We start from the raw sequence: 23,914 nt of genomic DNA on the forward strand, positions 1-23,914 counted from the left end.
CCGCAGGCAGGAGTGGCTATGAGTCATCACATACCGGAGCGTGATCCACGTTCGACGTTCGAGGACGAAGGTATTCCGGACCTGCAGGACGGCAGCCCGGAGCAGCGGTGGGCGGTGGACCCGCAGGAGGCACCGGTGCCGGGGGACCGTCCCATGGCCGTCGACGACTTCGGGACCACGGTCGACGAGCAGATCCAGGGTGAGTCCCTGGAGGGCCGCCTCGCCCGGGAGATCCCCGAGGAGCAGCCGATGTTCGGTGCCGACGAGGCGGGCGGCGGGGCGAGGATGACCGACGACCGGGACGATCTGGAAGGCACCGACAGGCCCGCCCGGGACGACCTGGACGCGGGGGCTCCCGTCTCGTCCGATCCGTACCGTGCGGGACGGCTGGTCGCCCCGGACGAGGGCGCGCACGAGGACCGCGAGGCCGATCTCGTCGCCGAGGACGTGGGTTCGGACACGGGTGGTTACACGGCCGAGGAGGCCGCCATGCGGGTGGAACCCGAGTAGCAACCGAATGAGGCTCATGTCGCCTCCCTGACAGCCGATGGGGAACCCGGGACGAAATCCGTCCCGGGACAGGCTGCTCTAGGGATCACATGAACCAGACCTTCTCCCCGCTGCTCGAGGCGCTGAAGCAGCTGGGTGTAGACCCGCAGGCGCTCGAGCGCGCGGCCGGGGAGGCCGAGCGCACCGAGCGCTCGTTGCGCGCGGTCCTCATCAACGACAACGTCGTCACCGAGGAACAGCTCACCGAGGCGTCCGCGCTCGCCTTCGGGATCAAGAGCGTTGACCTGGTCGGTTACCCGATCGACCCGGTGGCCGTGGCCAAGATTCCGTTCACCCTGATGCTGCGCCACCGCGTTCTCGGCCTCTCACTGGACGACAACGAGATCACCGTCGGCATCACCGACCCGGGTGACGTGGTGGCGCTCGACGACGTGCGCGCGGCGACCGGGCTGATGGTCCGCCCCGTCGTGGTGGCCCGGAGCGAGCTGCGCCGCATCATCGACCGGCTCAAGCGCGAGGAGAACGACCTCGCCGGCATCGCGGAGATGCTCCGCGAGGAGCAGCAGGCCGAGGCGGTGGTGTCGAACCTGAACTCCGTCGAGGAGGACGCGCCGATCGTCCGGTACGTCAACTCGCTGCTGGAGCAGGCCATCCAGAACCGCGCCTCGGACCTGCACCTGGAGCCGACCGAGCACGACATGCGGGTGCGCTACCGCATCGACGGCGTGCTGCACGAGGTGGACACCGTGCCCAGGCACGTGCAGTCGGCCCTCATCTCCCGCCTGAAGATCATGTCGAGCGTCGACATCACCGAGCGCCGCATCCCGCAGAACGGCCGCATCACCGTCATGATCAACGGCCGGAAGGTCGACCTGCGGACCGCCACCCTGCCGACGGTGTGGGGCGAGAAGATCGTGCTGCGGGTCCTCGACACCGGCGGGGTCAACCTCGCCCTCGACAACCTGGGCTTCACCGAGGACAACTACCGGCGCTTCTCCACCTCCTTCACCAAGCCGCACGGCATGGTGCTGGTGACCGGTCCCACCGGTTCCGGGAAGTCGACCACCCTGTACGGCACCCTCTCGGCGATCAGCAAGCCCACCGTCAACATCATCACCGTCGAGGACCCGGTCGAGTACCGCCTGCCCGGCATCAACCAGGTGCAGGTGGACCACAAGGCCGGGCTGACCTTCGCGGCCGTGCTCCCGGCGATCCTGCGTTCGGACCCCGACGTGGTGCTGATCGGTGAGATCCGGGATCGGGCCACCGCCCAGCTCGCCGTGGAGGCCGCCCTCACCGGTCACCTCGTGCTCTCCACCCTGCACACCAACGACGCGCCCAGCGCGGTCGTCCGGCTGACCGAGATGGGCATCGAGCCGTTCCTCGTCGGCTCCTCGGTCGACTGCGTGCTCGCCCAGCGACTCGCGCGGCGGTTGTGCGACTGGTGCAAGGAGGAGTACGTCCCGACCGAGGCCGAGGTGGCCGCCGCCCGCTGGCCGGTCGCCGAGCTGCCCCGGCCGAGCGTGCTGTGGCGGCCGGTGGGCTGCCGCTCCTGCGCCAACACCGGCTACCGCGGCCGGATCGCGCTGCACGAGGTCATGCCGATGTCCCCGGAGATCGAAGGTCTCACCATCCAGCGCGCCTCGGCCACCGAGGTGCAGCGGGTCGCCGAGGTCCAGGGCATGCGCTCGCTGCGCATGGACGGCCTGGTCAAGGCGGCCCAGGGTCAGACGTCGATCAAGGAAGTCCTGCGCGTCGCGATCTGATCCGCCCGCCGTACGCCTGCTGCACGCCCGCTGTACCCACTCCGCACCCGCCGCCCCGCCGCCCCGCCGCCCCGCCGCCACGAACACGACAGGAAGATCCCCGATGGAGCCAGCGCGCCCGTTCGACTCGCACCCGTTCGATCCGCATTCGTCTGACTCGCGCCCGTTCGACCTGCACGCGGTCGACTCGCGTCCGTTCGAGGCACGTCCCTTCGACCGTCCGAGAGACGGCCGCGCCGAGGCGCTCAAGACCCTGAACGCGATGCTCGTGTCCCTGGTCACCGAGCGCGGCTCGGACCTGCATCTGACGGCGGGGGCGCCGCCCGCGATCCGCGTGGACGGCCGGATGCTCCAGCTGAAGGAGTACGGCCGCCTCGAACCGGCCGACACCGCGATGCTGCTGCGCTCGGCGGTGAACGACGCCCAGTGGAACCGCTTCGAGCGGGACCAGGAACTCGACGTCGCCTACAGCATCGAGGGCGTCTCCCGCTTCCGGGCCAACTTCTACAAGCAGCGGGGATCGTACGGCGCCGCCTTCCGGGCCATCCCGCACGAGATCAAGGCGCTGGAGGAGCTCGGCCTGCCGGACACGGTGGCGAAGTTCGCCCACCTGCCGCGCGGGCTCGTCCTGGTGACCGGGCCCACCGGCTCGGGTAAGACCTCCACGCTCGCCGGCCTCGTCGACCTGGCCAACCGCACCCGCTCGGGGCACATCGTCACGATCGAGGACCCGATCGAGTTCCTCCACCCGCACAAGCGCTGCATCGTCAACCAGCGCGAGGTCGGGGCGGACACCACCTCGTTCGCCGAGGCCCTCAAGCACGCGCTGCGCCAGGACCCCGACATCATCCTCGTCGGCGAGCTGCGCGACCTGGAGACGACGACCACCGCGCTGACCGCCGCGGAGACCGGTCACCTCGTCCTGGCGACCCTGCACACCCAGAGCGCCGCCCAGACGATCGACCGCGTCATCGACATCTTCCCGCCGCACCAGCAGCAGCAGATCCGCACGCAGCTGTCCACGGCGCTGCAGGGCGTCGTCACCCAGGCCCTGGCCCCCCGGGCGGACGGCACCGGCCGGGTGGTCGTCGCCGAGGTGATGATCGCGACCCCCGCGATCCGCAACCTGATCCGCGAGGGCAAGAACCACCAGATCCCGTCCTTCATGCAGTCCGGAGGGAGCGGCGGCATGATCGCGTTCGACCAGCACCTGTCCGACCGGGTCCGCAGCGGGCTCGTCAGCTTCGAGCACGCGCTCGACATCTGCCACTCGGCGGAGGAGTTCAAGCGTCTCGTCGGGAGGAGCTGACCATGCCGGTGACGAAGGAGTTCGAGTACAGGACCATCGGCCGCGACGGCAAACAGGTCAAGGGCAAGGTCGAGGCTCCCAACGAGGCCGCCGCGGTCCAGGTCCTCCGCCAGCAGGGACTCGTCCCGCTCTCGATCACCGAGGGCGGCTCGCTGCTCCAGAAGGAGCTGACCATCCCGGGCCTGGGCGGCCGTACCACGCTCAAGGACCTGGCCGTCTTCGCCCGCCAGTTCGCGACCATGACCGCCTCCGGCATGTCGCTGCTGCGCTCGCTCGCGGTCCTGGAGGACCAGGCGGCCAAACCCTCGCTGAAGAAGGCGATCAGCGAGGTGCGGGTGGACATCGAGGCGGGTCTGTCGCTCTCCGGGGCGCTCGCCAAGCATCCCAAGATCTTCCCCACGATCATGGTCGCGATGGTGCGGGCCGGCGAGACCGGCGGTTTCCTCGACAACGCGCTGGAGCGCATCGCCGTCAACTTCGAGAAGGACGCGGCCCTCCGCGGGAAGATCAAGGGAGCGATGACGTACCCGGTCATCGTCCTGCTCTTCACCGGGGTGCTCGTGGCCGGCGTGCTGGCCTTCATCGTCCCGGTCTTCGAGGGCATGTTCAAACAGTTCGGCGGTGAGCTGCCGCTGCCGACGCAGATCCTCGTCACGGCCAGCCACAGCCTGGCCTGGTCGGGGCCGCTGTTCGTCGCCGTGCTCACCGGCTCGATCATGCTCTTCCGGAGGGAGCTGCGGCGCAATCCGAAGCTCCGGCTGGCCTTCGACAAGGTCAAGCTGCGCCTGCCGGTCTTCGGGAAGCTGTTCGCCAAGATCGCGATCAGCCGGTTCGCCCGCAACTTCGGCACCCTGCTGGGCGTCGGCGTGCCGGTGATGCAGGCCATCGACGTGGTCGGCGCCACCACCGGCAACGCGGTCATCACCGAGGCCATGAAGGACCTGCAGTCGGCCGTGCGCGACGGCCTCCCCATGTCCACGCAGCTCGCCAAGCACGACGTCTTCCCGCGCATGGTCGCCCAGATGATCGAGGTCGGCGAGGAATCTGGACAAATCAGTCAGATGCTCGACAAGGTTGCCGATTTCTATGACAGAGAGGTTGACACCGCGGCGGAGGCCCTGACCGCGGCGATCGAGCCCCTCATGGTGATCGTCATGGGAGTCGTGGTCGGCGGCATGGTCGTCTGTCTCTACCTCCCGATGTTCACGATCTACCAGAACATCCAGGGCTAGTACGGCCCTCCCAGAACTTTCCGTGCGCGCCACGGAAAACCGGCCACCGGGCCGGACCGGCAGCCGGGCGACCGCCCGGAGGTCACCCCACCTCAATGAGTCACAGGAGAAACACCATGAAGGCAGCGCTTGACCGCCTGCAGAAGCGCGCGCACGGCGACCGCGGCTTCACCCTGATCGAACTGCTGGTGGTCGTCGTGATCATCGGCGTCCTCGTCGCCATCGCGATCCCGGTGTACATGAACTACCGCGAGGGCGCGGCCGACAAGGCGGCCCAGTCCGACGTGCGTAGCGCCATCACCGCCGTGGAGAGCTACTACACGATGAACGGCAACAAGTATCCGGCCGCACTGCCGACGGACGCGAAGAAGTCGGAGGGCACCACCCTGACCTACGTCCAGGAGGGCACCGGCTACCTCATCTGCGCCAACAACCTCGGTGGCTCGGGTGACGTGTACATGTACGACAGCAGCAAGGGCGGCGCGGTCGCGAACGTCAAGAAGACCATCAAGGTCGCGACCTGCAAGGCGTGATCCCACCCGGCGGGGCGGCGCATGAACCGCGCCGCCTTGCCGGACCCCTCCGCACAACCCACTGACAGAAAGGAGAGACCCCGATGGACGCGCTCGTGCTCGCCCCGGCCGCCGTGCTCGGCCTCGTGGTCGGCTCCTTCCTGAACGTGGTCATCCACCGGGTGCCGCGGGCCGAGTCGCTGGTGCGGCCCGGCTCGCGCTGCCCGCACTGCGGTACGGCCATCCGGCCCCGACAGAACGTGCCGGTGCTGAGCTGGCTCGCGCTGCGCGGCCGGTGCGCCGCCTGCCGGGCGCCGATCAGCGCCCGCTACCCCCTGGTCGAGCTGGCCACCGCGCTGCTGTTCGCCGCGGTGACCGCCCGGATCGGGGTCGCGCCGGAGCTTCCGGCCTACCTCTACCTCACTGCGATCGCGGTGGCCCTCACCATGATCGACCTCGATGTGCAGCGGCTGCCCGACGCCATCGTCAAGCCGTCGTACGTCATCGGCGCCCTGCTGCTGACCCCCGCCGTGGTCGCCGGCGCCGACTGGACGGCGGCCCTGCGCTGCCTGGCCGCGATGGCCGTGCTGCTCGGTTTCTACTTCGTGCTCTTCGTGATCAACCCGAATGGCATGGGCTTCGGCGATGTGAAACTCGCCGGGCTGCTCGGACTCTACCTCGGCTGGCTGGGCTGGAGCGCGGTGCTCATCGGCACGTTCGCCGCCTTCCTGCTCGGCGGGGTCGCCGGAGTGGCGCTGCTGGCCACGGGGCGGGCCGGTCGCAAGACCGCCATTCCGTTCGGCCCGGCCATGCTCGCCGGCGCCCTGCTCGCGCTGTTCGCCGCCGGGCCGATCGCCGCCTGGTACAGCGGCCTCCTGGCCCCGGCCGTGTGACCCGAACTTTCCTGACTTTTCACGACTACAACGACTTCGATGATGAGGAGCGCCTGATGGCCACGGTCAACCCCATCGGACTGGACATCGGTTCGATGTCGATCCGCGCGGTGGAGATCACCCGTGGCAAGGAAGGCCCGGTCATCACGAACGTCGGGATGGTCCCCCTTCCGCCGGGCGCCGTGCAGGGCGGCGTCATCAACGACGCCAAGGTCGTCACCGCCGAGCTGAAGCGGCTCTGGTCGGCGTCGAAGTTCCGCACCCGCAAGGTCGTGCTCGGCGTGACCAACCCCCAGGTCGTGGTCCGCGAGATGTCCGTGAGCAACCTTCCTCTCCGAGAGCTGCGCCAGGCCCTGCCGTTCCAGGTGCGCGACGCGCTGCCGCTCCCGGTCGAGCGGTCACTGCTCGACTTCTTCCCGCTGGAGAACCCGGGCGAGAAGGAGACCGTGCGCGGACTGCTGATCGCCGCGCCGAAGGACGTCGTCACCACCGCCGTGCACGCCGCCGAGCAGGCCGGGCTGCACGTCGCCCGGGTGGACCTCGCCTCGTTCGCGCTGATGCGCGCCGTGTCGTGCCTGGACGCCAAGGTGGAGGCCATCGTGGACATCGGCGCCTCCGCCACGAGCGTCATCGTGCACACCGACGGCGTGCCGCTGATCGTCCGTACCCTTCCCCGGGGCGGCGCCGAGATCACCCAGGCCGTCTCCGCCCAGCTCGGCATCGACCCGCGCCAGGCCGAGGCGCTCAAGTGCGACCTCGGCCTCCGCCGTGACGGCGGGGAGGACGAGGCCGCGGAGGCGATCCGCGCCGCCGTCCGGCCCCTCGTCAACGAGATCCGCAACTCGTTCGCCTACCTCGGCTCCGGTGACCGGCCGACCCGGGTCTCCCGGGTGACCCTCTCCGGAGGCGGTGCCCTCATGCCCGGCCTCGTCGAGGACCTGAACACCCAGCTCGGCATCGAGGTGACGCTCTCCGATCCCGCGGTGCGCGCCCGGCGCGGTCGTCGCGACAGGCAGGACAACCTCGACCGGTTCCGTACGGCCGCCGCGGTCTCGGTCGGCCTCGCCCTTGGAGCGGCAGCCTGATGACCACCACACTCATTCCCCAGGGTTCCTCCGGTCCCGTTGTACCGGCCCAGGACCCGTTCCGGGCGCTCCCACTCGCGGCCGACCTGCTCCCGCCGGAGATCATGACGGCCCGGCGGGGCCGCCGGGCCCGCACCGTCGTCCTGTCCTTCCTCACGGTGTTCACCCTGCTGCTGGCCGGCTGGTACGTCATCACCGCTCAGCAGACGGCGGCGGCGGAGCAGCAGCTCGCCGAGGCCGAGGACGAGGTGCGGACATGGACCCGCAAGCAGAAAGAGTTCTCCGAGCTCGTCACGACCCGGGGACAGGAGGAGATGATCAACGCACAGCTCTCCGCACTGCTCGCCCGGGACGTGCGCTGGTCCCGCCTGCTCTCCTCGATCCGCGCGGCGGCCCCGAGCGGCGTGCGGATCACCAGCGTCGCCAGCGGGCTCTCCGCGGAGGGGTCCGCGGTGAGCAAGTCCGCTCTTCCGAACACCTCCGGCAAGAAGCTGATCGGGGAGCTCAGCATCGTGGGCGTCGGTTCCGGCAAGCAGGTCGTGGCCGACTACGTCAGCGCGCTGAGCAAGGTCTCCGGCCTGGGCAACCCGCTGCTCAACGACGCGACCGAGGAAGAGGGCGGCGTGAACTTCACCGTGCAGGTCGACATCACCGACGCCGCACTCGACAGCCGCTACCCCGCTGACGTGAAGAAGGAGAACTGATGCTCACCGGACGCGCAGACCGGGTCTGGATTCTCGGTGGCATCCTCGTCGCCGCCGTCCTGCTCGCCGTCGGCTGGTTCTTCTTCATCAGTCCCCAGCACGAAGAGACCGACACCATGCGGGCGGAGGCCGAGAGCACGCAGGTGCGGGCGGCCACCCTGCGCAGCAGGCTCGCGGAGCTGAGCCAGGAGAACGTCAACCTGCCGAAGTACCGGGCCGAACTGAAGGCGGCCCGCCAGGCGCTGCCTACGACGGCGCAGTCGGAGGGGTTCCTGGACCAGCTCCGGCAGGCGGGTGAGGCCGCGACCGTCTCCGTCGATGGGATCAACATCGGCGGAGCCACGGAGGTCACCGCCGGTGACGTGAAGATGCACGCCCTGCCCGTCGCCGTGACCGCCACGGGTAGCACCGCCGGGCTGGACACGTTCTTCGAGCAGCTCCAGCGGGTGCAGCCGCGGGCCGTACTGATCGACAACGTCACGATTGACGGACGCGGCGAGGAGAGCCAGACGTCTGAGATGTGGAGTCTCGTGGTCAACATGAACATCTTCGTCGCCGCACCGACCGGAAAGTAGGCAGCAGTGAGAACCCCCGTCCCTCCTCGTGACCGGGGCGTCCCGGCGCGGCCGGACGCCGGGTTCACACTGGTTGAGATGCTGGTCGCCATCGCGGTGATCGGCGTCGTCATGAGCGCCCTCGCCGTGTTCTTCACCAACTCGATGAACTTCGCCGGCCAGCAGCGCGGCAAGCAGGTGGCCGTCCAGCTGGCCGGCGACGCCATCGAGCGGGCCCGCGCGCTGAAGGGCACCTCCCTGGCGGCCGGTCGCGGCAAGACCAGCTCGGAGGACCAGTGGAAGAGCGCCCACCCCAAGGCGAGCACCTACCTGGGTTCGATGGAGCGCGCGTGGGACAAGGACTCCGCCCTCAACGCGGGTGCCAAGGCCCCGCTGCCGACCAAGCCCAACATCGTGACGGTCAACGGGGTGAAGTACGAGCAGAACTGGTACGTCGGACACTGCGTGCAGCAGGTCGTGACCGCGTCGGCGCAGGAGCAGACCTGCGTCAAGCCCGGCCCGGTCTCGGGCCCGGCGGACGTGCCGTTCTACCGCGTCGTGGTCGCGGTGTCCTGGCCCCACAAGGGGTGCGAGAACGGGCAGTGCGTCTACGTCACCTCGACCCTGATCAGCTCGGTCGGTGACCCGGTCTTCTACATCAAGCGCCCCGCGCCCCTGATCGGCAACCCGGGCACCTCGTACGCCTACCGTACGGTCGCGACGAACCTGCAGCTCACCGCGTCCGGCGGACAGCTCCCGCTGACCTGGAAGGTGACCGGGCAACCGACGGGGCTGAGCGCGTCGGAGAGCGGCCTGATCAGCGGCACGCCGACGCAGCTGGGCACGTCCACCGTCACGGCCACCGTCACCGACCGCCGGGGCGACACCGACACCGTCGAGTTCTCCATGGTCGTCAACGACTTGCCGAAGCTGACCGACGTCGAGGACCAGGTGACGCAGATCGGTACCGCGGTCTCGCTGGCGATCCCGGCATCCGGCGGGCGCACCCCGCTGACCTGGTCGGCCACCGGGCTGCCCACCGGGCTGTCGATCAACGCGTTGACCGGTGTCGTCTCCGGCACCCCGACGACCTACCAGACCAGGTCGGTGACCGTGACGGTCACCGACAAGGGAGGCAAGACGGCCTCGGTGGCGTTCACCTGGAAGGTGCTGACGCTGAAGCTGTCCGACCCCGGAACCAGGACGGACTACATCCGGGACCAGATCAGCGGGGTACGCCTCACGCCGACCGGCGGCAGCGCGCCGTACACGTGGCGCGCGGAGAACCTGCCGGACGGCCTGCAGATCGACGCCTCGACCGGTGAGATCTCCGGGACCGTGAGGTGGGGCACCCGTTACCTGAGCACGGTCTACGTGAAGGACAGGATGGGCGACGAGGTCTCCAGGACGTTCGTCTGGGACATCCTCGCGAGGCAGGTGAACGACCTCAGGGTGACGGCGCCGAGCCCGTCGGCCCCCGACCAGACCGGTACCGCCGGTCAACCGGTCGCGTTCACCGTCAGGGCGTCGGGCGGGAGCAACAGCGGCTACAACACCTGGTCGGCGACCGGGCTGCCGCCGGGGCTCGGCATCGCCCAGTCCGGCCAGTACGACGGGAGGATCACCGGGACGCCCACGACCCCGGGCACCTACGTGGTCGAGCTGAAGGTCGTGGACTCGGCCCAGAAGTGGGCGACCCTGATGTTCACCTGGACGGTGCGGTGATGAGCGGGCCCACGCACCCGCGGGCGGCGCGGCGGCTCTCGCCCCCGGACCGGCTCCGGGCGGCCCGAGCCGTCCGGGCCACCGGGGACGCCGGGGTCTCCCTGATCGAGGTCCTCGTGACCATGGGCATCATGAGCGTGCTGATGGCGATCTTCACGGCCGGCATCGTGCAGGTCTACCGCGTCGTCGGCTCGACGGAGTCGCTGGCGACGGCGCAGGAGCAGATGCACGTCGCGTTCCAGCGACTGGACAGGGAGATCCGCTACGCGTCCTGGATCGGCGAGCCCGGCACCGACGGCGACTACTGGTACGTGGAGTTCGCCTACGCGGAGCTCCCCGACAAGGACGCGACGACCCTCACGAAGAAGTGCGGGCAGCTCCGGCTGGACCTCGGCCGGGGCGTTCTGCAGCTGCTGCGCTGGACGCCCGGCTCGCCGTCCGGTCCGGAGGCGTCACGCGAGACGCTGGCCTCGCACATCGCGACCGATGTCCTAAGGTCGGCGACCGCGACGGCCGAAGAGAAGGCGGAGAACGTTCCCTTCGAGCGGATTCTGGCCGGATCCGAGGCCGATGACGCCGAGGCCGTCGGCGCCGACTTCGTCCCGGACTTCCAGCGGCTCAGGATCCATCTGACCGCCGAGGTGGGCGACGGGGACAAGGCCGGATCCACGGAGCTCGACGCCACGTTCACCGCACTCAACACCTCACGGAACACCGAGCTCGACAACACCTGCGAGGAAGGGAGGCCCTGACCGTGATTGCCATGCTCACCCGCAGGCGCCCGCCACGTGGAGCCTCCGGGACCGCGGACCGGCACCCGCGTCTCCCCTCCGGAATCGCGGACCGGGGCTCGATGCCGGTGGCCCTGCTGCTCACCCTGGTCGGCATGTCGCTCAGCGCGCTGCTGATCCCGGTGGTGCTCAACCAGGCGGCCATCACCCGCACCGCGTCGGAGCGGACGCAGGCCCTGCACGCCGCCGAGGCCGGCATCGACGCCGCCCTCGGGCAGATCCGCGCCGCCGCGGACGCCGAGGGCAACGGCGTGGTGGAGCGGCTGCCGTCGTGCGAGATGACGGGCAGCGTGCTGCCGGTCGGTACGACCGCCCCCCGCTACAAGGTGCGGATCACTTATCGGGACGTCAACGGCAAACCCCTGAGCAACTGCCCCCCGACGGAGGTGCCGGCCTCCGCCACGCTGATCGCCACCGGCGCGGAGAACCCGGACGTCCCTCTCGCCTCCGACGCCGCGGGTACGCGGACGATCCAGGCGACGTACGCCTTCCAGACCACCAACGCCAACATCGACGGCGGGGCGATCCCCGTCGCCCAGCCCACCACCTCCCCGCTCTGCATGGACGCCGGTCAGCGCGAGACGCCGACTCCCGGCACCCAGCTGAAGATGCAGCGATGCGTGCCGGGCCTGAGCCAGCAGCAGTTCGCCTACACCGAGGACCTGACGCTGAAGCTGATCGGCTCCGAGAGCTTGGAGAACCCGGTGGCACGGTTGGGCATGTGCCTGGACACGGATTCGTCGCAGCAGTCGGGTGCGGTCGTGGTGTTCCGGCCGTGTGAAGACCTCCGCACCCCGAAGCAGCAGTGGAGCCTCAACAACAACTCCAACTTCCAGGGCACCACCAACGGTGTCACCCTGAACAGCTTCTGCTTCAACCTGAAGAACCCCGGCCTGGCCGGCAGCCTGGTCGTCCTCGGCGGCTGCACCGCCACCCAGAACCAGAACGTCTTCCGGCCGCAGCCCGGCGTCGGCGCGGGCATGGCGGGCGTCGCCGTCGGGCAGCTGGTGAACTTCAAGCAGTTCAGCCGGTGCCTGGACGTCACCGACCACAACGTGAGCCGGACTTACATGATCGCCTGGTTCTGCAAGCAGGCGCCCGACGGCAACATCAGCTGGAACCAGAAGTGGTCGATCCCGGCGGTCACCGCTCCCGCGACCAAGGCGGAGGGCCGCATCCGGACCAACTACGGGACCGGCTACTGCCTGCGCAGCCCCAACTCCACCGCGTCCAACCAGTACGTCACGGTGACCTCCTGCGCGGCCACCGGCACGCTGGCGGACAACCTCAAGTGGACGGTGTACGGCAGAACCGGCGACTACACCACCAGCTACCGCATCATGGACCACTACGGGAACTGCCTGACCCCGACCGACCTCGACGTGCTGAAGCCCGACACCCACAGCGACGGCACCAGCAAGGTCAAGGTGGCCCCCTGCACCGGCTCCGAGCTGCAGAAGTGGAACGCCCCGGCGAACCTCAACCAGCCGCTGCCGCTGACGGACATCACGGAGACGACGGGGGTGCAGGCGAAAACGCCATGAGGGCCCAGCCGCCCTGACCGGCGGGGGCGGGTGGTGAGCTGGAACGGAGGGCCGGCGGCCACCGGGAACCGGGTCTGCCCGATCAGCTGACCCCGGTGGCCCCTGTCAGCGGAGGGCGAGCCGGGCTTCGAGCCCGTCGAAGATGGCCCGGAGGCCGAACTCGAAGCTGTCGTCCGGGGCTCCGCCGTAGTCGATGGTCTCCATCGCCTGGACGCGGGCGCGCAGCCGGGGGAACCCCATCGCGACCTCGGCCGCCTGCGCCATGGTGTCGCGGATCAGCTCCTCCGGATCGCCGCCGTCCCGGCTCAGCCGCCTCGTCAGCGAGGCCGTGGCCGACTCGCCCAGGGCGTTGCCGAGTACGAACGTGAAGACGGTGGCCGCCGCCTGGTCCGCCTCCGCGCCGACGAACCCGGCCGCCTCGTAGACCGCGAGGCTGTGGTCGTCGTGACGCGCCTTGCCGGGGCCGTGGAAGAGGTAGGAGGGCATCGCCTGCATCAGCCAGGGGTGCCGGGTGAGCATGCCGTACAGGTCGGTGGCCATCGACGTGGCCGCGGCCCGCCAGCCGACCGCGCCGGGGTCGGGCAGCTTGATCTCGTCCCAGACCCGGTCACCGGCGAGGACGACCAGGTTGTCCTTGCTCTTGACGTGCCAGTAGACCGCCGTCGCGGCGGAGCCGAGCCGTCTGCCCAGGCTGCGCATGTTCAGGCCCTCCAGGCCTTCGGCGTCCAGGAGCTCGACGGCGGTCTGGATGATCTGTTCCCGGGTCAGCGTGTCGCGCGGCATCCCTTCACGATAGGGCACGTGAGCCCGTATTGCACAAAGTTCAAGTCGGTGTTCGCGCGGTCAGGGGAACACCACCGCGGCGCACCCCGGACGGGGACGCGCCGCGATGGCCGGTGAATGCGCCGCTGCGGCCGGTGGACGCGCCGTGGCGACCGGCGGGATCAGCCGGAGAAGAAACCGGTCAGGGCGGCGCCGAGCACCTCCGGGTCGAGCTGGCCGTGCGCCTGGCCCTCCAGCCGGTGGACGCGGGCGCCGGGGACGGCGTCGGCGACCGCCTGCGCCGCCGTCTGCATGCGAGGGCTGCTGCCGGAACCGGCCAGGACGAGAGTGGGAACGGAGATCGCGGCCAGCCGGTGCGCCGGGACCGGGCCGGGGCCGACGACGGCGGCCTCGTAGGCCAGGGTGTGGGCGACGGCCTCGATCCCGGCCCAGAACGGCTGGGCCTTCATGCCGGCCACGGCCTCGGCGGGCATCTCGGCGCCCCGGGTCAGGAACACCTCGACCGCCTCGCCCCGGCGCCCCTGCTCCACCAGCGCGCTGAGCTCCTCGTAGGTGGGGATCGGCGAGATGACGGAGTCCGCGACGTACGGCGGCTCGAAGACCGCCAGTTTGCTGATCGGCGCACCCGCGGCGGCGGCCTCCAGCGCCAGCGCCCCACCGGAGGAACCGCCGAACACCATCGCCTTGCCGCCGGCCGCGTCGATCAGGCTCCGGAGGTCCTCGATCTCCCGCTGGACCGCGTACGGCGCGGTGTCCCCGCTGTCCCCGCGACCTCGCCGGTCATAGTTGATCACTGTGAACCGCGACTCCAGCGCCGCCGCGATGCCCGCCATGATCGGATCCGTCCGGGTGGAGAAGGCGCCCTGGACCAGGATGAGGGCCGGCCCCGCCCCGGTGCGGTCGTAGGCGATGCCCGTCCCGTCGGCCGAGGTCACCATGTGCGGCCCGGGACCGTCGGTCAGCACGGTGCCCCCGACCTGGCTGACCCGGCTGACCTGGCCGACCGGGCCTGACTCCACCGGCGGGAGGCCGGTCCCCGGAACGCCCGGCCGAGCCCTCCGGGCCCCTCGATGACCCCGTCCGGGGTCATGAACTGAGAAACGATGATCTTTTGCATGGTCTGTTCCTCTCGCATGGATTTCCGGCTGTCAAGGAATGCGGGTTCCCAGGACAGCGGTCACCGTGCCGAGAAGACTTCTCTCCGGGGGTGCGGTGCGGCCGGGGTCAGGAGAACTCTGTGGCCAACAGCCCGAACAGCACCTCGTCGACGAAGGCGCCCAGCACCCAGGCATGCTCGCGGTGGACGCCCTCGCGCCGGAAACCGGCCTTCTCCGCGGTGGCGATCATCGCGGTGTTGGTCGCCAGCGTCTCCAGCCCCAGCCGGTGCAGGCCGCGGATGCGGAAGGCGTAGTCGCACATCACCCGCAGCGCGTCCAGCCCGTATCCCCGGCCGCGGGCCTGCGGCAGCAGGGAGATGCCCAGGTGGGCGTTGCGGTTGAAGGCGTCGATCCCCCAGACGACGCAGCGGCCGAGCACCTGTCCGTCGGCGAGGGAGGCTATGGTGAAGCGCACGTTGGCCGGGTCCGGCGTGTACGCGTCGTACCGGGCGAGCGCCTGCTCCAGAGTCTCCGGCGTCCAGGGATCCACCTCGGCCAGGACGGCCGTGCCGACATCGTCGTGCAGCCGGTGCAGCACCGCCAGGTCGTCCCTGACCATGGCCCTGAGCAAGACTCTTTCTCCGCGCAGCATGCCCACACCCTAGATCACCGGCAAGACCGGCGCTCTCACCCGGACGGTTCATCGCGGACCCTCACCACCGAGCCGCTGATGTCCTGGGGATGGCGGATCAGATTGAGGATCGGGCACACCCGCTCGACCTCGGCGTGCAGGCGGGCCAGGTCCTCATCCGGGGCGGGCGAGTCGATCAGCACCTGGTACCGGAAGTTCTGCGGATACACCGGGATGCCGGTCCCTTCGGCCCCGCTGGCCTCGTCGGCCTCGTCGGGCCGCTGGGCTCTGGGGTCGTACTCGGCGCGTACGTCCACCTCCAGCGAGTCGAGCGGTATCTCCAGCTCGGCCGCTTTGATCAGGAAGATGTGCGTGACGCAGCTGCCCAGCACGCCCGCCTGCAGTTCGGGGGAGCCGGGGCCGAGGTCGTATCCCGCGAAGTCGGGCCCGCTGTCGCTGAGGATCTGGAAGTCCCTGATCCTGATGCGCCGGACCCCGCTGCGGCCCTCGGCTGTGACATGGGCGTGCAGCGGGACCGGCCCTTGGACGGGGGCGGCACGGCGGGTCAGCAGGGCCGTGCGCTTGTGCGACAGGTAGCCGCGGAGGGTGCTCATGCGGTCGGATCTTTCGTCTCAGGTCGTCGTAAGGCTCAGGTCGTCGTCGTAAGGCTCAGGACAGCGTCACGAGGCCGAGAGGGGTGCTGAGCACCGCCCGGAGTACGGTTTCCGGGCCCTCGGCGACGTCGAGCCGGGCGCCCACCGCGGTCAGGTCACGGCGGAGCGCGGCGGGGTCCGGGTGGACGGCGGTGAAGACGTCCAGGCCCAGCTGCGGCAGTCCGGAGGCGGCCGGGTGAGGTGTCCGCCCCCAGTCGATGAGGAACGGCACCGGCCTGACCGCGGCCGGGTCGTCGCGCCGGGTCAGCCGCCACTCCAGCAGCGTCCCGTCGGGCGTGCGCCGGGACAGCGGCTGGACGTCACCGGGGTCGTAGCCGTTCTCCCGCGCCTGCCGCGCGGCGGCGTCGATGTCGGCGGGGTGGACGGCCCAGGCGGCCAGCCGCGGCTCGCGGAGGGTTTCCAGGCCGAAGGCCCGCGGCCGGGTACCCGGCTCGGCCTCCGGATCGGGACCGATGATCTCCAGATAGGCGGTGGGGCCGAGGCCGACGAGGTAGTTGGCCGTGCCGCCGGGGTGCCTGCCGCCCGCCACCGGAGTGACCCCGGTCCGCTCGGCGAACGCGGCGACGCCGGCGATCAGGTCGGGCACCGCGTAGACGAGGTGGTCGAGGTGCGGATCGATGGTCGTGGTCGTGTCGGCGGTCATCGGCGGGCCCTCCCGGTCGTGGTCGTGTCGGCGGTCATCGGCCGGTCTCCCCGGTCGTTCCGGTGGTCATCGGTCAGCCTCCTTGACGGGCTCCCCGAGGGAGAGCATGAGCCGGTTGGCCCAGTTGAAGAAGGCCGCGGCGTGGATGACGTCGCTGATGGCCAGGTCGTCGAGTCCGGCGGCGCGGAGCGCGGAGAGATGGTCGGGAGTGAGGCCGCCCGGGGTGGCTGTGAGCGCCGCCGACGCGTCGACGATCGCCCGCCACCGGTCGTCCTGGTCCGCCCCGACACCCTCGTCGAGCAGCCGCTGCACGTCGTCCGGGCGCTTGGAGTGGTGCGCGGCGAAGCGCGCGTGCACCGAGGCGCAGAACACGCACCCGTTCCGCCGAGAGGCGGCCGTGGCGGCGAGTTCACGCTCGGCGCGCGGAAGCCCGCCGTCGGCGTTGTAGAAGATGTCGTTGTCGGTCACCGTCCGCGCGTGGAGGACGTGCGGGTCGTGGGCGAGGAGCCGGAAGTACGGCGACGCGGCGCGTGCCTTGTCGACCAGTGCCTCGCGGTGCTCGTCGGTGAGCTCGTCCACGGCCAGCGGCTCCAGCCACGGCGTCCAGCCGAGCTGTTCCCCGGTGAAGCCGTTCATGCGGCGGCCCCCAGCAGGCGCAGACCCGCGGCGACCCGGATCTGGAAGCTGAGGAAGGCCACGAGCTGTGACAGCGTGACGATGCCCGGGGTGTTCCAGCCCGCCCGGGACAGCGCGTCCAGGGCCTCCCGGCTCGCCTCTCGGGGCCGGAACACCAGCAGATGCGCGTGCTCGAACGCCGCGGTGAGCCGCACGCCCAGCGCTTCGGGGTCGCGGACGCGGTAGCGCGGACCCTCGGTGTCCTCCCCCGCCAGGCCGACGCTCGCGGGGTAGGCGCCGTACGGTCCGCTGGCGCTGCCCGCCTCGATCTCGGCCCGTACGGCCTCCAGCAGGCCGGGCGCGAGTTCGGCCAGCCGTCCCGCGTAGAAGCCCGCCGCCGGGGCGTCCCGGTGCACCCCCGCCACGAACGCGGCGACCGCGTCCCGCTCGACGAGCGTGACCTCGCCCTCGGTCTCGGGGGCGAACAGCGCGTCGAAACCGCGCTGGGCGTGCTCACGGCCGTCCGGCCGCCGGCGGCGGAGCAGATCGAGCGGGGAGCCGGGTGCGATCCCGGCCAGCCGGTCGATGACGTCGATGGTGCCGATGGTCATGCGGGGTGCGCTCCTGTCGGGGTCGCCGGGGTCGCCGGGGTCGTCGGGCTCGTCGGGGACATGTCTTCCGTGGTCATGCGGTGGTTCGTTCCTGTCCTGGTCATGGAGACGCCGGCTCCGTCGCGGGCGTCCACCCGAGCGCGGGCGCGACCTCGGTCGCCAGCAGCTCGATGGAGCGGAGGATGAGGGGGTGCGGCGGATCGACGGAGTGCACCTGAAGGACCAGGTCGGTCACCCGGTCGAGGGTCGGGTCGGCCCGGAGGCTCTCGACGACGTCCTGCGGGGTGCCGACGTGCACGTCGAACCCGGCGATCCGCCGGTCGAGGTCGCTGTCGGGAAGCTCGAACGGGAGCCGGCCCCGGCCGAGGCCGCGCTCGGCGTGGCGGAGCGCCTCGGCCCGGCTGTCGGCCACGAACGCGGTGCGGGAGGCCATGATCCGTGGCGTACCGCCCGGCGGCAGGTTCTGCAGGTAGGCGTCCACGATGGGCCGCTGGATCTCCGCGAGGGTCAGCTGCGGCCGGTCGGCGGGCCGGGGCTGGGTGCGCGAGAGCATCAGCCCGTTGCCCGCCCGGCCCGCACGGGCGCCGCCGGAGACGGAGAACGTCGCCTCCCAGACCGCGCCGGTCAGCCGGGGCGCGGGCGGGTGGAGCCGGTTGCCGCCGCCGAGGTCCTCCCCGGACCAGGCCCGGACCAGCGTGGCCAGGTGCCCGGCGTAGACGGCCGAACGGTCGGCGCTGTCGCGGCCGAAGGGGGCGAAGGAGGTCGGTGTGCCCCCGCTGCCCACTCCCACCTCCAGGCGGCCTCCGCAGAGCAGGTCGAGCACGGCGGTGTCCTCGGCCGTCCGCAGCGGCTCCTCCAGCGGGAGCGTGATGATGCCGGTTCCCAGGCGGATCCGGCTGGTCCTGGCCGCGGCGTACGCGAGGAACACCAGCGGGGCCGGCAGGCCGCCCTCGGCGCCGTCGAAGTGGTGCTGCGCCACCCAGGCGGTGTCGAACCCGGCGCTCTCCGCGTGCCGGATCTGCTCGACGGCCAGCCGGTAGCGTTCTCCGGGAGGCACGTCGTCGAGGAGCCGGGTGAAGAAGCCGAGCCTCATCGCACCGGCTCCGGGATCGCGGCGAGAAGCTCCCGGGTGTAGGGATGGCGGGGGCCGGTGAAGACCTCCCGGGTGGTTCCGGATTCCACGATGCGTCCTTCGCTCATGACGGAGACGGTGTGCGAGATCTGCCGCACCACCGCGAGGTCGTGCGAGATGAACAGGTAGGTCAGCCCGAGGTCGCGCTGGAGTTCCTCCAGCAGGCCGAGGATCTGCGCCTGGACGGTGACGTCGAGCGCTGAGACGGCCTCGTCGAGCACGAGCACCTCGGGACCGGCGGCCAGCGCGCGGGCGATGGCCACGCGCTGCCGCTGCCCGCCGGAGAGCTCCCGCGGCCTGCGCGTGCCGGTGCCGGCGGGCAGCGCCACCCGGTCGAGCAACTCGGCGACGCGGGTACGGCGGGCCGCCCGGTCACCGAGCCGGAAGTTGCGCAGCGGCTCCTCCACGATCTCCGCGACGGACTGCCGCGGGTCGAGGGAGCCGTACGGGTTCTGGTAGACGAGCTGGACGTGCCGGCGGAACAGGCGGCCCGGCTCCGCGCCGGGGATCTCCACCGTCCCGGAGGCGGGATCGGCGAAGCGCGCCACCATCCGCGCCGTGGTGGTCTTCCCCGAGCCGGACTCGCCCACCAGCGCGTGGGTGGTGCCGCGGGCGACCTCGAAGGAGACCCCGTCGACGGCCCGGAACGCGTGCCGGCCGACCGTGAACTCCTTGACCAGGTCACGGACCACGATGGCCGGGCCGCGGCCGTCGGATCCGGCGGTCCGGAAGTCGCGAGCCGACAGGGCCGGGGCGTCGTCCAGGAGCCGCGCGGTGTAGGCGGCTCCGGGGGCCGCGACCACGGCCGCGGTCGGGCCCCGCTCCTCGATCAGGCCGTCCTTCATGACGACCAGCCGGTCCGAGCGGGCGGCGGCCACGCCCAGGTCGTGGGTGACCAGCAGCACCGCCGTACCGAACTCGGCGCGCAGGTCGTCGATGAGGTCCAGGACGCGCCGCTGCACGGTGACGTCCAGGGCGCTGGTGGGCTCGTCAGCGATGATCAGCTCTGGTTCCAGGGCGATCGCGATCGCGATGAGCACCCGCTGGCGCATCCCGCCGGAGAGTTCGTGCGGGTACTGGCGGGCCCGCGTCTCCGGGTCGGGCAGGCCGACGCGGGCGAGCAGCTCGACGACCCGTCGCCGGACGGTACGGCGGTCACCGCGCCCGTGGAGACGGAACACCTCGCCGATCTGGGCGCCGACGGTCTTGACCGGGTTCAATGAGTTCGCCGGATCCTGCGGGACCAGGCCGATCCGTGTGCCGCGCACCGACTCCAGACGCCGGGGGGACCACGACGCCAGGTCGGCGTCGCCGAGCAGGATCCGGCCGCCGTCCACGGTCCCGCCCCGGGGAAGCAGCCCGGTGATCGCGTGCGCGGTGGTGGACTTGCCGGATCCCGACTCGCCGACGAGGGCGACGACCTCCTCGGGCTCCACGGTGAAGGAGATTCCCCTGAGCGCGGGCCTGCCACCGTAGGAGACCGCGAGGTCGCGGATGTCGAGCAGACTCATTCCGTGCCCCTTCCGATCGAGCGGCTGATCCGGCCGGCGGCGAGCACCACCGCGACCACCACGGCCCCCGGCAACGTGGTCAGCCACCACGACGTCGCCAGGTAGTTGCGCCCCTCCGAGATGAGCAGGCCCCACTCCGGTGTGGGCGGCTCCGCGCCGTACCCGAGGAAACCGAGCGTCGAGATGGCCAGGATCGCCATGCCGAACTGCAGGGCGGCGAGCGCGACGACGGGCCCGAGCGAGTTCGGCAGCACGTGCCGCCAGAGCACGGCCGGGTACCGGCCGCCGCTGCCGAAAGCGGCCTCCACGTAGTCGGTACGGCGCACCCGCACCACCTCGGACCGTGCGAGCCGGGCGAACGCCGCGACCGAGCCGACACCGACCGCGATCGCCACGTTCACCGTCCCGGGACCGAGAAGGATGATCACGGTGAGGGCCAGGAGCAGGCCGGGCACCGAGAGGAGCACGTCGACGAGCCGCATGATCGCGTCGTCGAGCAGGCCGCCGGCCGACCCGGCCAGCGACCCGAGCAGGGTCCCCAGGAGCAGTCCGACCGTGACGGCGACGAACGCCCCGGACAACGAGTGCACGGACCCGTGGACCACCCGGGCGAACAGGTCGCGGCCCACCGCGTCGGTGCCGAAGAGGTGCCGCGCGTCCGGTGCCCGGAGCTTCTCCGCGGGCACGCCCGCGATGGGGTCGTGCGCGGTGAACAGGCCCGGTACGAGCGCCCAGAGCACGACGACCGCGATCACCAGCACGGCCAGGACGAGTCCGGTCTCGGGCCTGCCTGTACGGCGCCGGCCCGTGCGGAGTCCGACTGTGCGGAGTCCGACTGTGCGGAGCCGGAGCCCGCCCGCGTGGAACTTGCCGGCGAGGAGTTTGCCGGTGCGGATCCCGCTCATGCGACCGCCGTCCTCAGTCGCGGGTCGAGAACCGGGAAGAGCACGTCGACGGCGAGGTTGACCACCACGAACACCACCGTCGCGAGCACCACGACGGCGAGCATCACCGGTGTGTCCTGGGCGTTGACGGCCTGCTCGGTCAGCCTGCCGATGCCGTTGCGGCCGAACACCGTCTCGGTGACGACGGAGCCGGCGATCAGCTCGCCGAACGTCAGCCCGGCCACGGTCAGCGCGGGCAGCGCCGCGTTCCGGGCTACGTGCCGCCAGAGGATCCACCACCGCGAGGCGCCCTTCGCGGCGACCACGGGCACGAACGGCTGCGCCTGGACCCGGTCGATGCTCCGGGCCAGTATCTGGGCGATCGGAGCGGCGATCGGCACGGCCAGCGTCAACACCGGCAGGATGAGCTGCTGGATCTCGCTCCCCCCGATGACCGGCACCAGGCCGAGCCGGAAGGAGAACACCTGGATGAGCAGGATGCCCAGCCAGAACACCGGGACCGAGACGAACAGGGACGGCACCGCCAGCAGCGCGCCCCTGATCCAGGAGGTCCTGCTGTAGCCCGCCGCGAACGCGATCACCACGGCGATCAGCACCGCGAGCAGGAATCCGGCCCCGGCCAGGGTGGCCGTGGCGGGCAGTGCCTCGGCCAGCCGCTCGACCACCGGGGTGCCGGTGTCGACCGAGTAGCCGAAGTCGCCGCGCAGGAACCCGAGCAGGGTGGTGGCGTAGGCGGCCAGGGGTGACGCGCCGCCGTCGTAGCGGGCGCGGATCTCCGCGATCTGCTGCGGGGACAGCCCCAGCTCGGGGTTCTGGAACTTGATCAGGATGGAGTCGCCCGGCAGCAGCTGCAGCAGGACGTACGCGGTGGTGAAGGCGGCCCACAGCACGAGGGTCGCCTGCCCGGTCCGCAGGAGCAGGTACCTGGCCATCTAGTTCCGCGCCGACTTCCAGACCGAGTAGAACCAGGGCCTGGCCACCGCCTCGAAGGCGACCCCGTGGACGTACGGCGCTCCGCCGTACACCTGCGGCTCCTCGAACAGCGGGATGGCGTACCCCTGGTCGATCACGTAACGCTGGATCTCGGCTACCTTGGCGTTGCGCTTGGCGGTGTCGGGTTCGGCGGACTCCTCCTCCAGCAGCCGGTCCAGTTCCTTGTCGTCGGAGAGGATGACGTCGCGGTTCTGGCTGTGGAAGTGGCTCTTGATCACGTCCTGGTCGGCGCGGCCCACCATGCTGTGCGAGACGGCGGTCTTCTCCGCGTCCTTGATGTCCACCGCCTGGGTGCCCGCGTCGGCGGGGCGGATCTCCAGCTTGACGCCGATCTCGGACCACTGCTGGCCGATCAGCTCCAGGGTCTGCTTCGACAGCGGCTGGGGGCCGGAGACGAACACGCCGAGCTGGAGCTTCCTGCCGTCCTTCTCCCGGACGCCGTCGGTGCCGCGGGTCCAGCCGGCCTTGTCCAGCAGCGCATTGGCCCGGCCCGGGTCGTAGGCGAGCTCCTTCGACAGGTCCACGTAACCCTGGGCGAGGTGACTCAGCACCGAGGTGGCCACCGGGTAGCTCGGGGTGAAGAGGGTCTCGACGACCTCCTTGGCGTCCGTCCCGGCCTGCAGCGCCTTGCGGACGTCGCGGTCCTTCAGGAAGCTGTTGCCCGGCCGCAGGTACAGGCCGTTGTTCACACCCCTGGTCGGCTCGGCGTAGAGGGTGAACCCGGCGCTCTTGACGGTCTCCTCGTCGTACGCCTGCACGTACCGGACGAAGTCGGCCTGCCCGGAGGTGAGCGCGCCGACGCGCACGTTGTCCTCCGGCGTCACGATGATTTTGATCTCATCGAGGTAGGCCCGCCCCTGATGGGGGGAGGACGGCGGCGCCCAGTCGTAGTCCTTCCGGACGGCCAGGTCGACCTGCTTGTCGACGATCTGGTTCTTCACCGTGAAGGGACCCGAGCCGATGATGTTCTTGAGCTGGCACTGCTCCTCGTACGGCAGCGCGATGGTCTTCTTCGAGACCAGGCCCGCGCCGATGACGGAGGTGCCCTGAAGGAAGCCGGGCGAGGGCTTGGTGAAGTGGAACTTCACGGTGAGCCGGTCGACGACCTCACTGCGCTCGTAGTTGTTGACGAACTCCGCGACCGGGAGCTTCAGCTTCTCGTCGCCGAGGCCGTAGACGTCGAAGTTCGCCGCCACGGCCTCCGCGTCGAGCGGGGTGCCGTCACTGAACGTCACGCCGTCACGCAGATGGAAGGTGTACTCCGTGGCGTCCTCGTTGATCTCCCACTTGGCGGCGATCCACGGCTCGATCTCCAGCGTCTTCGGGTTCTGCCAGGTGAGCTTGTCGGTGATCTGGTTGAGGATGCCGCCGTTCGGATAGAAGCCGGCGGCCGGCAGGTAGAGGCAGGTCGGGGGCTGGTGTTCCAGGTAGGTCAGCGTGCCGCCGTACACCGGCTTCCCGTCGGCCGCCGCCGGTCCGTTCGAGGAGCCCTCGGCGGGTCCCGTCCCACAGGCCCCGAGAAGTCCCGCGACGGCGAGCATGGCGGCGCTCGCGGCGGCGAATCGCAGTCTGGATGGTGACATGGGGTTGCCCTTCGTGAACGGGTGCGGGATCTCCCGCGAGGTAAATCGCTAATAACCTACCTGAAAACTAGGTAATACGGGAATGTGATGACGATCACAGAGGGGGACGGT

The 23,914-nt window shown here is 70.7% G+C and carries 24 protein-coding genes; 12 read left to right on the forward strand and 12 right to left on the reverse strand.

Annotated features, from left to right (window positions below):
* The first annotated feature begins 18 nt into the window (after positions 1-18).
* From IEZ08_RS18300 to IEZ08_RS18355, 12 genes are all read left to right on the forward strand, one after another.
* Complete coding sequence (locus IEZ08_RS18300; RefSeq protein ID WP_068928163.1) at positions 19-510, forward strand: DUF5709 domain-containing protein; 492 nt, start codon at positions 19-21, stop codon at positions 508-510.
* An 89-nt stretch (positions 511-599) separates the two neighbouring features.
* Positions 600-2,276 carry a GspE/PulE family protein gene (locus IEZ08_RS18305; RefSeq protein ID WP_068928162.1) on the forward strand — a complete coding sequence of 559 codons (1,677 nt, stop codon included), beginning with the start codon at positions 600-602 and terminating at the stop codon, positions 2,274-2,276.
* 103 nt (positions 2,277-2,379) lie between these two features.
* Positions 2,380-3,585: a type IV pilus twitching motility protein PilT gene (locus IEZ08_RS18310; RefSeq protein WP_189242562.1), complete on the forward strand. Its 1,206-nt coding sequence runs from the start codon at positions 2,380-2,382 to the stop codon at positions 3,583-3,585.
* A 2-nt stretch (positions 3,586-3,587) separates the two neighbouring features.
* Positions 3,588-4,817 (forward strand): type II secretion system F family protein, encoded by a 1,230-nt coding sequence (locus IEZ08_RS18315; RefSeq protein WP_068928161.1) that lies wholly within the window; start codon positions 3,588-3,590, stop codon positions 4,815-4,817.
* A 116-nt stretch (positions 4,818-4,933) separates the two neighbouring features.
* A complete protein-coding gene (locus tag IEZ08_RS40515) occupies positions 4,934-5,350 on the forward strand; it encodes a prepilin-type N-terminal cleavage/methylation domain-containing protein (protein WP_068928160.1) in 417 nt (138 codons plus the stop codon).
* Positions 5,351-5,433: 83 nt separating this feature from the next.
* A complete protein-coding gene (locus IEZ08_RS18325) occupies positions 5,434-6,222 on the forward strand; it encodes a prepilin peptidase (RefSeq protein WP_068928159.1) in 789 nt (262 codons plus the stop codon).
* Positions 6,223-6,278: 56 nt separating this feature from the next.
* Positions 6,279-7,307 (forward strand): type IV pilus assembly protein PilM, encoded by a 1,029-nt coding sequence (gene pilM, locus IEZ08_RS18330; RefSeq protein WP_189242563.1) that lies wholly within the window; start codon positions 6,279-6,281, stop codon positions 7,305-7,307.
* Entirely contained in the window at positions 7,307-8,011 is a 705-nt protein-coding gene (locus IEZ08_RS18335; RefSeq protein WP_189242564.1) for a PilN family protein, read from the forward strand. The genes pilM and IEZ08_RS18335 overlap by 1 nt, the downstream gene beginning before the upstream one ends.
* A complete protein-coding gene (locus IEZ08_RS18340; RefSeq protein ID WP_068928156.1) occupies positions 8,011-8,586 on the forward strand; it encodes a type IV pilus inner membrane component PilO in 576 nt (191 codons plus the stop codon). The genes IEZ08_RS18335 and IEZ08_RS18340 overlap by 1 nt, the downstream gene beginning before the upstream one ends.
* A 6-nt stretch (positions 8,587-8,592) precedes the next feature.
* A complete protein-coding gene (locus IEZ08_RS18345; protein WP_268249343.1) occupies positions 8,593-10,290 on the forward strand; it encodes a putative Ig domain-containing protein in 1,698 nt (565 codons plus the stop codon).
* Positions 10,290-11,042, forward strand: a complete 753-nt coding sequence (locus IEZ08_RS18350) for a PilW family protein (RefSeq protein ID WP_068928154.1) — start codon at positions 10,290-10,292, stop codon at positions 11,040-11,042. The genes IEZ08_RS18345 and IEZ08_RS18350 overlap by 1 nt, the downstream gene beginning before the upstream one ends.
* Positions 11,043-11,044: 2 nt before the next feature.
* Entirely contained in the window at positions 11,045-12,625 is a 1,581-nt protein-coding gene (locus IEZ08_RS18355) for an RICIN domain-containing protein (RefSeq protein WP_141704317.1), read from the forward strand.
* 105 nt (positions 12,626-12,730) lie between these two features.
* Here the strand turns inward: IEZ08_RS18355 and IEZ08_RS18360 are convergent, their stop codons facing one another.
* From IEZ08_RS18360 to IEZ08_RS18415, 12 genes are all read right to left on the reverse strand, one after another.
* On the reverse strand, positions 12,731-13,408 hold the full coding sequence (locus IEZ08_RS18360) for a TetR/AcrR family transcriptional regulator (protein ID WP_068928152.1): 678 nt from the start codon (positions 13,406-13,408) through the stop codon (positions 12,731-12,733).
* A 161-nt stretch (positions 13,409-13,569) separates the two neighbouring features.
* The gene (locus IEZ08_RS18365) at positions 13,570-14,427 is read right to left on the reverse strand and encodes an alpha/beta fold hydrolase (RefSeq protein WP_229803246.1); all 858 of its coding nucleotides are present in this window, start codon (positions 14,425-14,427) and stop codon (positions 13,570-13,572) included.
* Between the two features lie 205 nt (positions 14,428-14,632).
* Complete coding sequence (locus tag IEZ08_RS18370; protein ID WP_068929301.1) at positions 14,633-15,157, reverse strand: GNAT family N-acetyltransferase; 525 nt, start codon at positions 15,155-15,157, stop codon at positions 14,633-14,635.
* 35 nt (positions 15,158-15,192) lie between these two features.
* The gene (locus IEZ08_RS18375; protein WP_068928151.1) at positions 15,193-15,750 is read right to left on the reverse strand and encodes an OsmC family protein; all 558 of its coding nucleotides are present in this window, start codon (positions 15,748-15,750) and stop codon (positions 15,193-15,195) included.
* A gap of 55 nt (positions 15,751-15,805) precedes the next feature.
* The gene (locus tag IEZ08_RS18380; RefSeq protein WP_068928150.1) at positions 15,806-16,453 is read right to left on the reverse strand and encodes a VOC family protein; all 648 of its coding nucleotides are present in this window, start codon (positions 16,451-16,453) and stop codon (positions 15,806-15,808) included.
* A gap of 66 nt (positions 16,454-16,519) precedes the next feature.
* A complete protein-coding gene (locus IEZ08_RS18385) occupies positions 16,520-17,089 on the reverse strand; it encodes an alkylhydroperoxidase domain protein (RefSeq protein ID WP_068928149.1) in 570 nt (189 codons plus the stop codon).
* Entirely contained in the window at positions 17,086-17,679 is a 594-nt protein-coding gene (locus IEZ08_RS18390) for a CMD domain protein (protein ID WP_141704316.1), read from the reverse strand. Before IEZ08_RS18390 ends, IEZ08_RS18385 begins: the two co-directional genes overlap by 4 nt.
* A gap of 100 nt (positions 17,680-17,779) precedes the next feature.
* Positions 17,780-18,772: a putative FMN-dependent luciferase-like monooxygenase gene (locus IEZ08_RS18395; protein ID WP_068928148.1), complete on the reverse strand. Its 993-nt coding sequence runs from the start codon at positions 18,770-18,772 to the stop codon at positions 17,780-17,782.
* On the reverse strand, positions 18,769-20,322 hold the full coding sequence (locus tag IEZ08_RS18400; protein ID WP_189242565.1) for a dipeptide ABC transporter ATP-binding protein: 1,554 nt from the start codon (positions 20,320-20,322) through the stop codon (positions 18,769-18,771). Before IEZ08_RS18400 ends, IEZ08_RS18395 begins: the two co-directional genes overlap by 4 nt.
* The gene (locus IEZ08_RS18405; protein ID WP_189242566.1) at positions 20,319-21,227 is read right to left on the reverse strand and encodes an ABC transporter permease; all 909 of its coding nucleotides are present in this window, start codon (positions 21,225-21,227) and stop codon (positions 20,319-20,321) included. Before IEZ08_RS18405 ends, IEZ08_RS18400 begins: the two co-directional genes overlap by 4 nt.
* Positions 21,224-22,159 carry an ABC transporter permease gene (locus tag IEZ08_RS18410; RefSeq protein WP_068928146.1) on the reverse strand — a complete coding sequence of 312 codons (936 nt, stop codon included), beginning with the start codon at positions 22,157-22,159 and terminating at the stop codon, positions 21,224-21,226. The genes IEZ08_RS18405 and IEZ08_RS18410 overlap by 4 nt, the downstream gene beginning before the upstream one ends.
* Positions 22,160-23,803 (reverse strand): TIGR04028 family ABC transporter substrate-binding protein, encoded by a 1,644-nt coding sequence (locus IEZ08_RS18415; protein WP_068928145.1) that lies wholly within the window; start codon positions 23,801-23,803, stop codon positions 22,160-22,162.
* Positions 23,804-23,914: the final 111 nt, after the last annotated feature.

The organism is Planobispora rosea, from assembly GCF_014648175.1.
GTDB lineage: Bacteria > Actinomycetota > Actinomycetes > Streptosporangiales > Streptosporangiaceae > Planobispora > Planobispora rosea.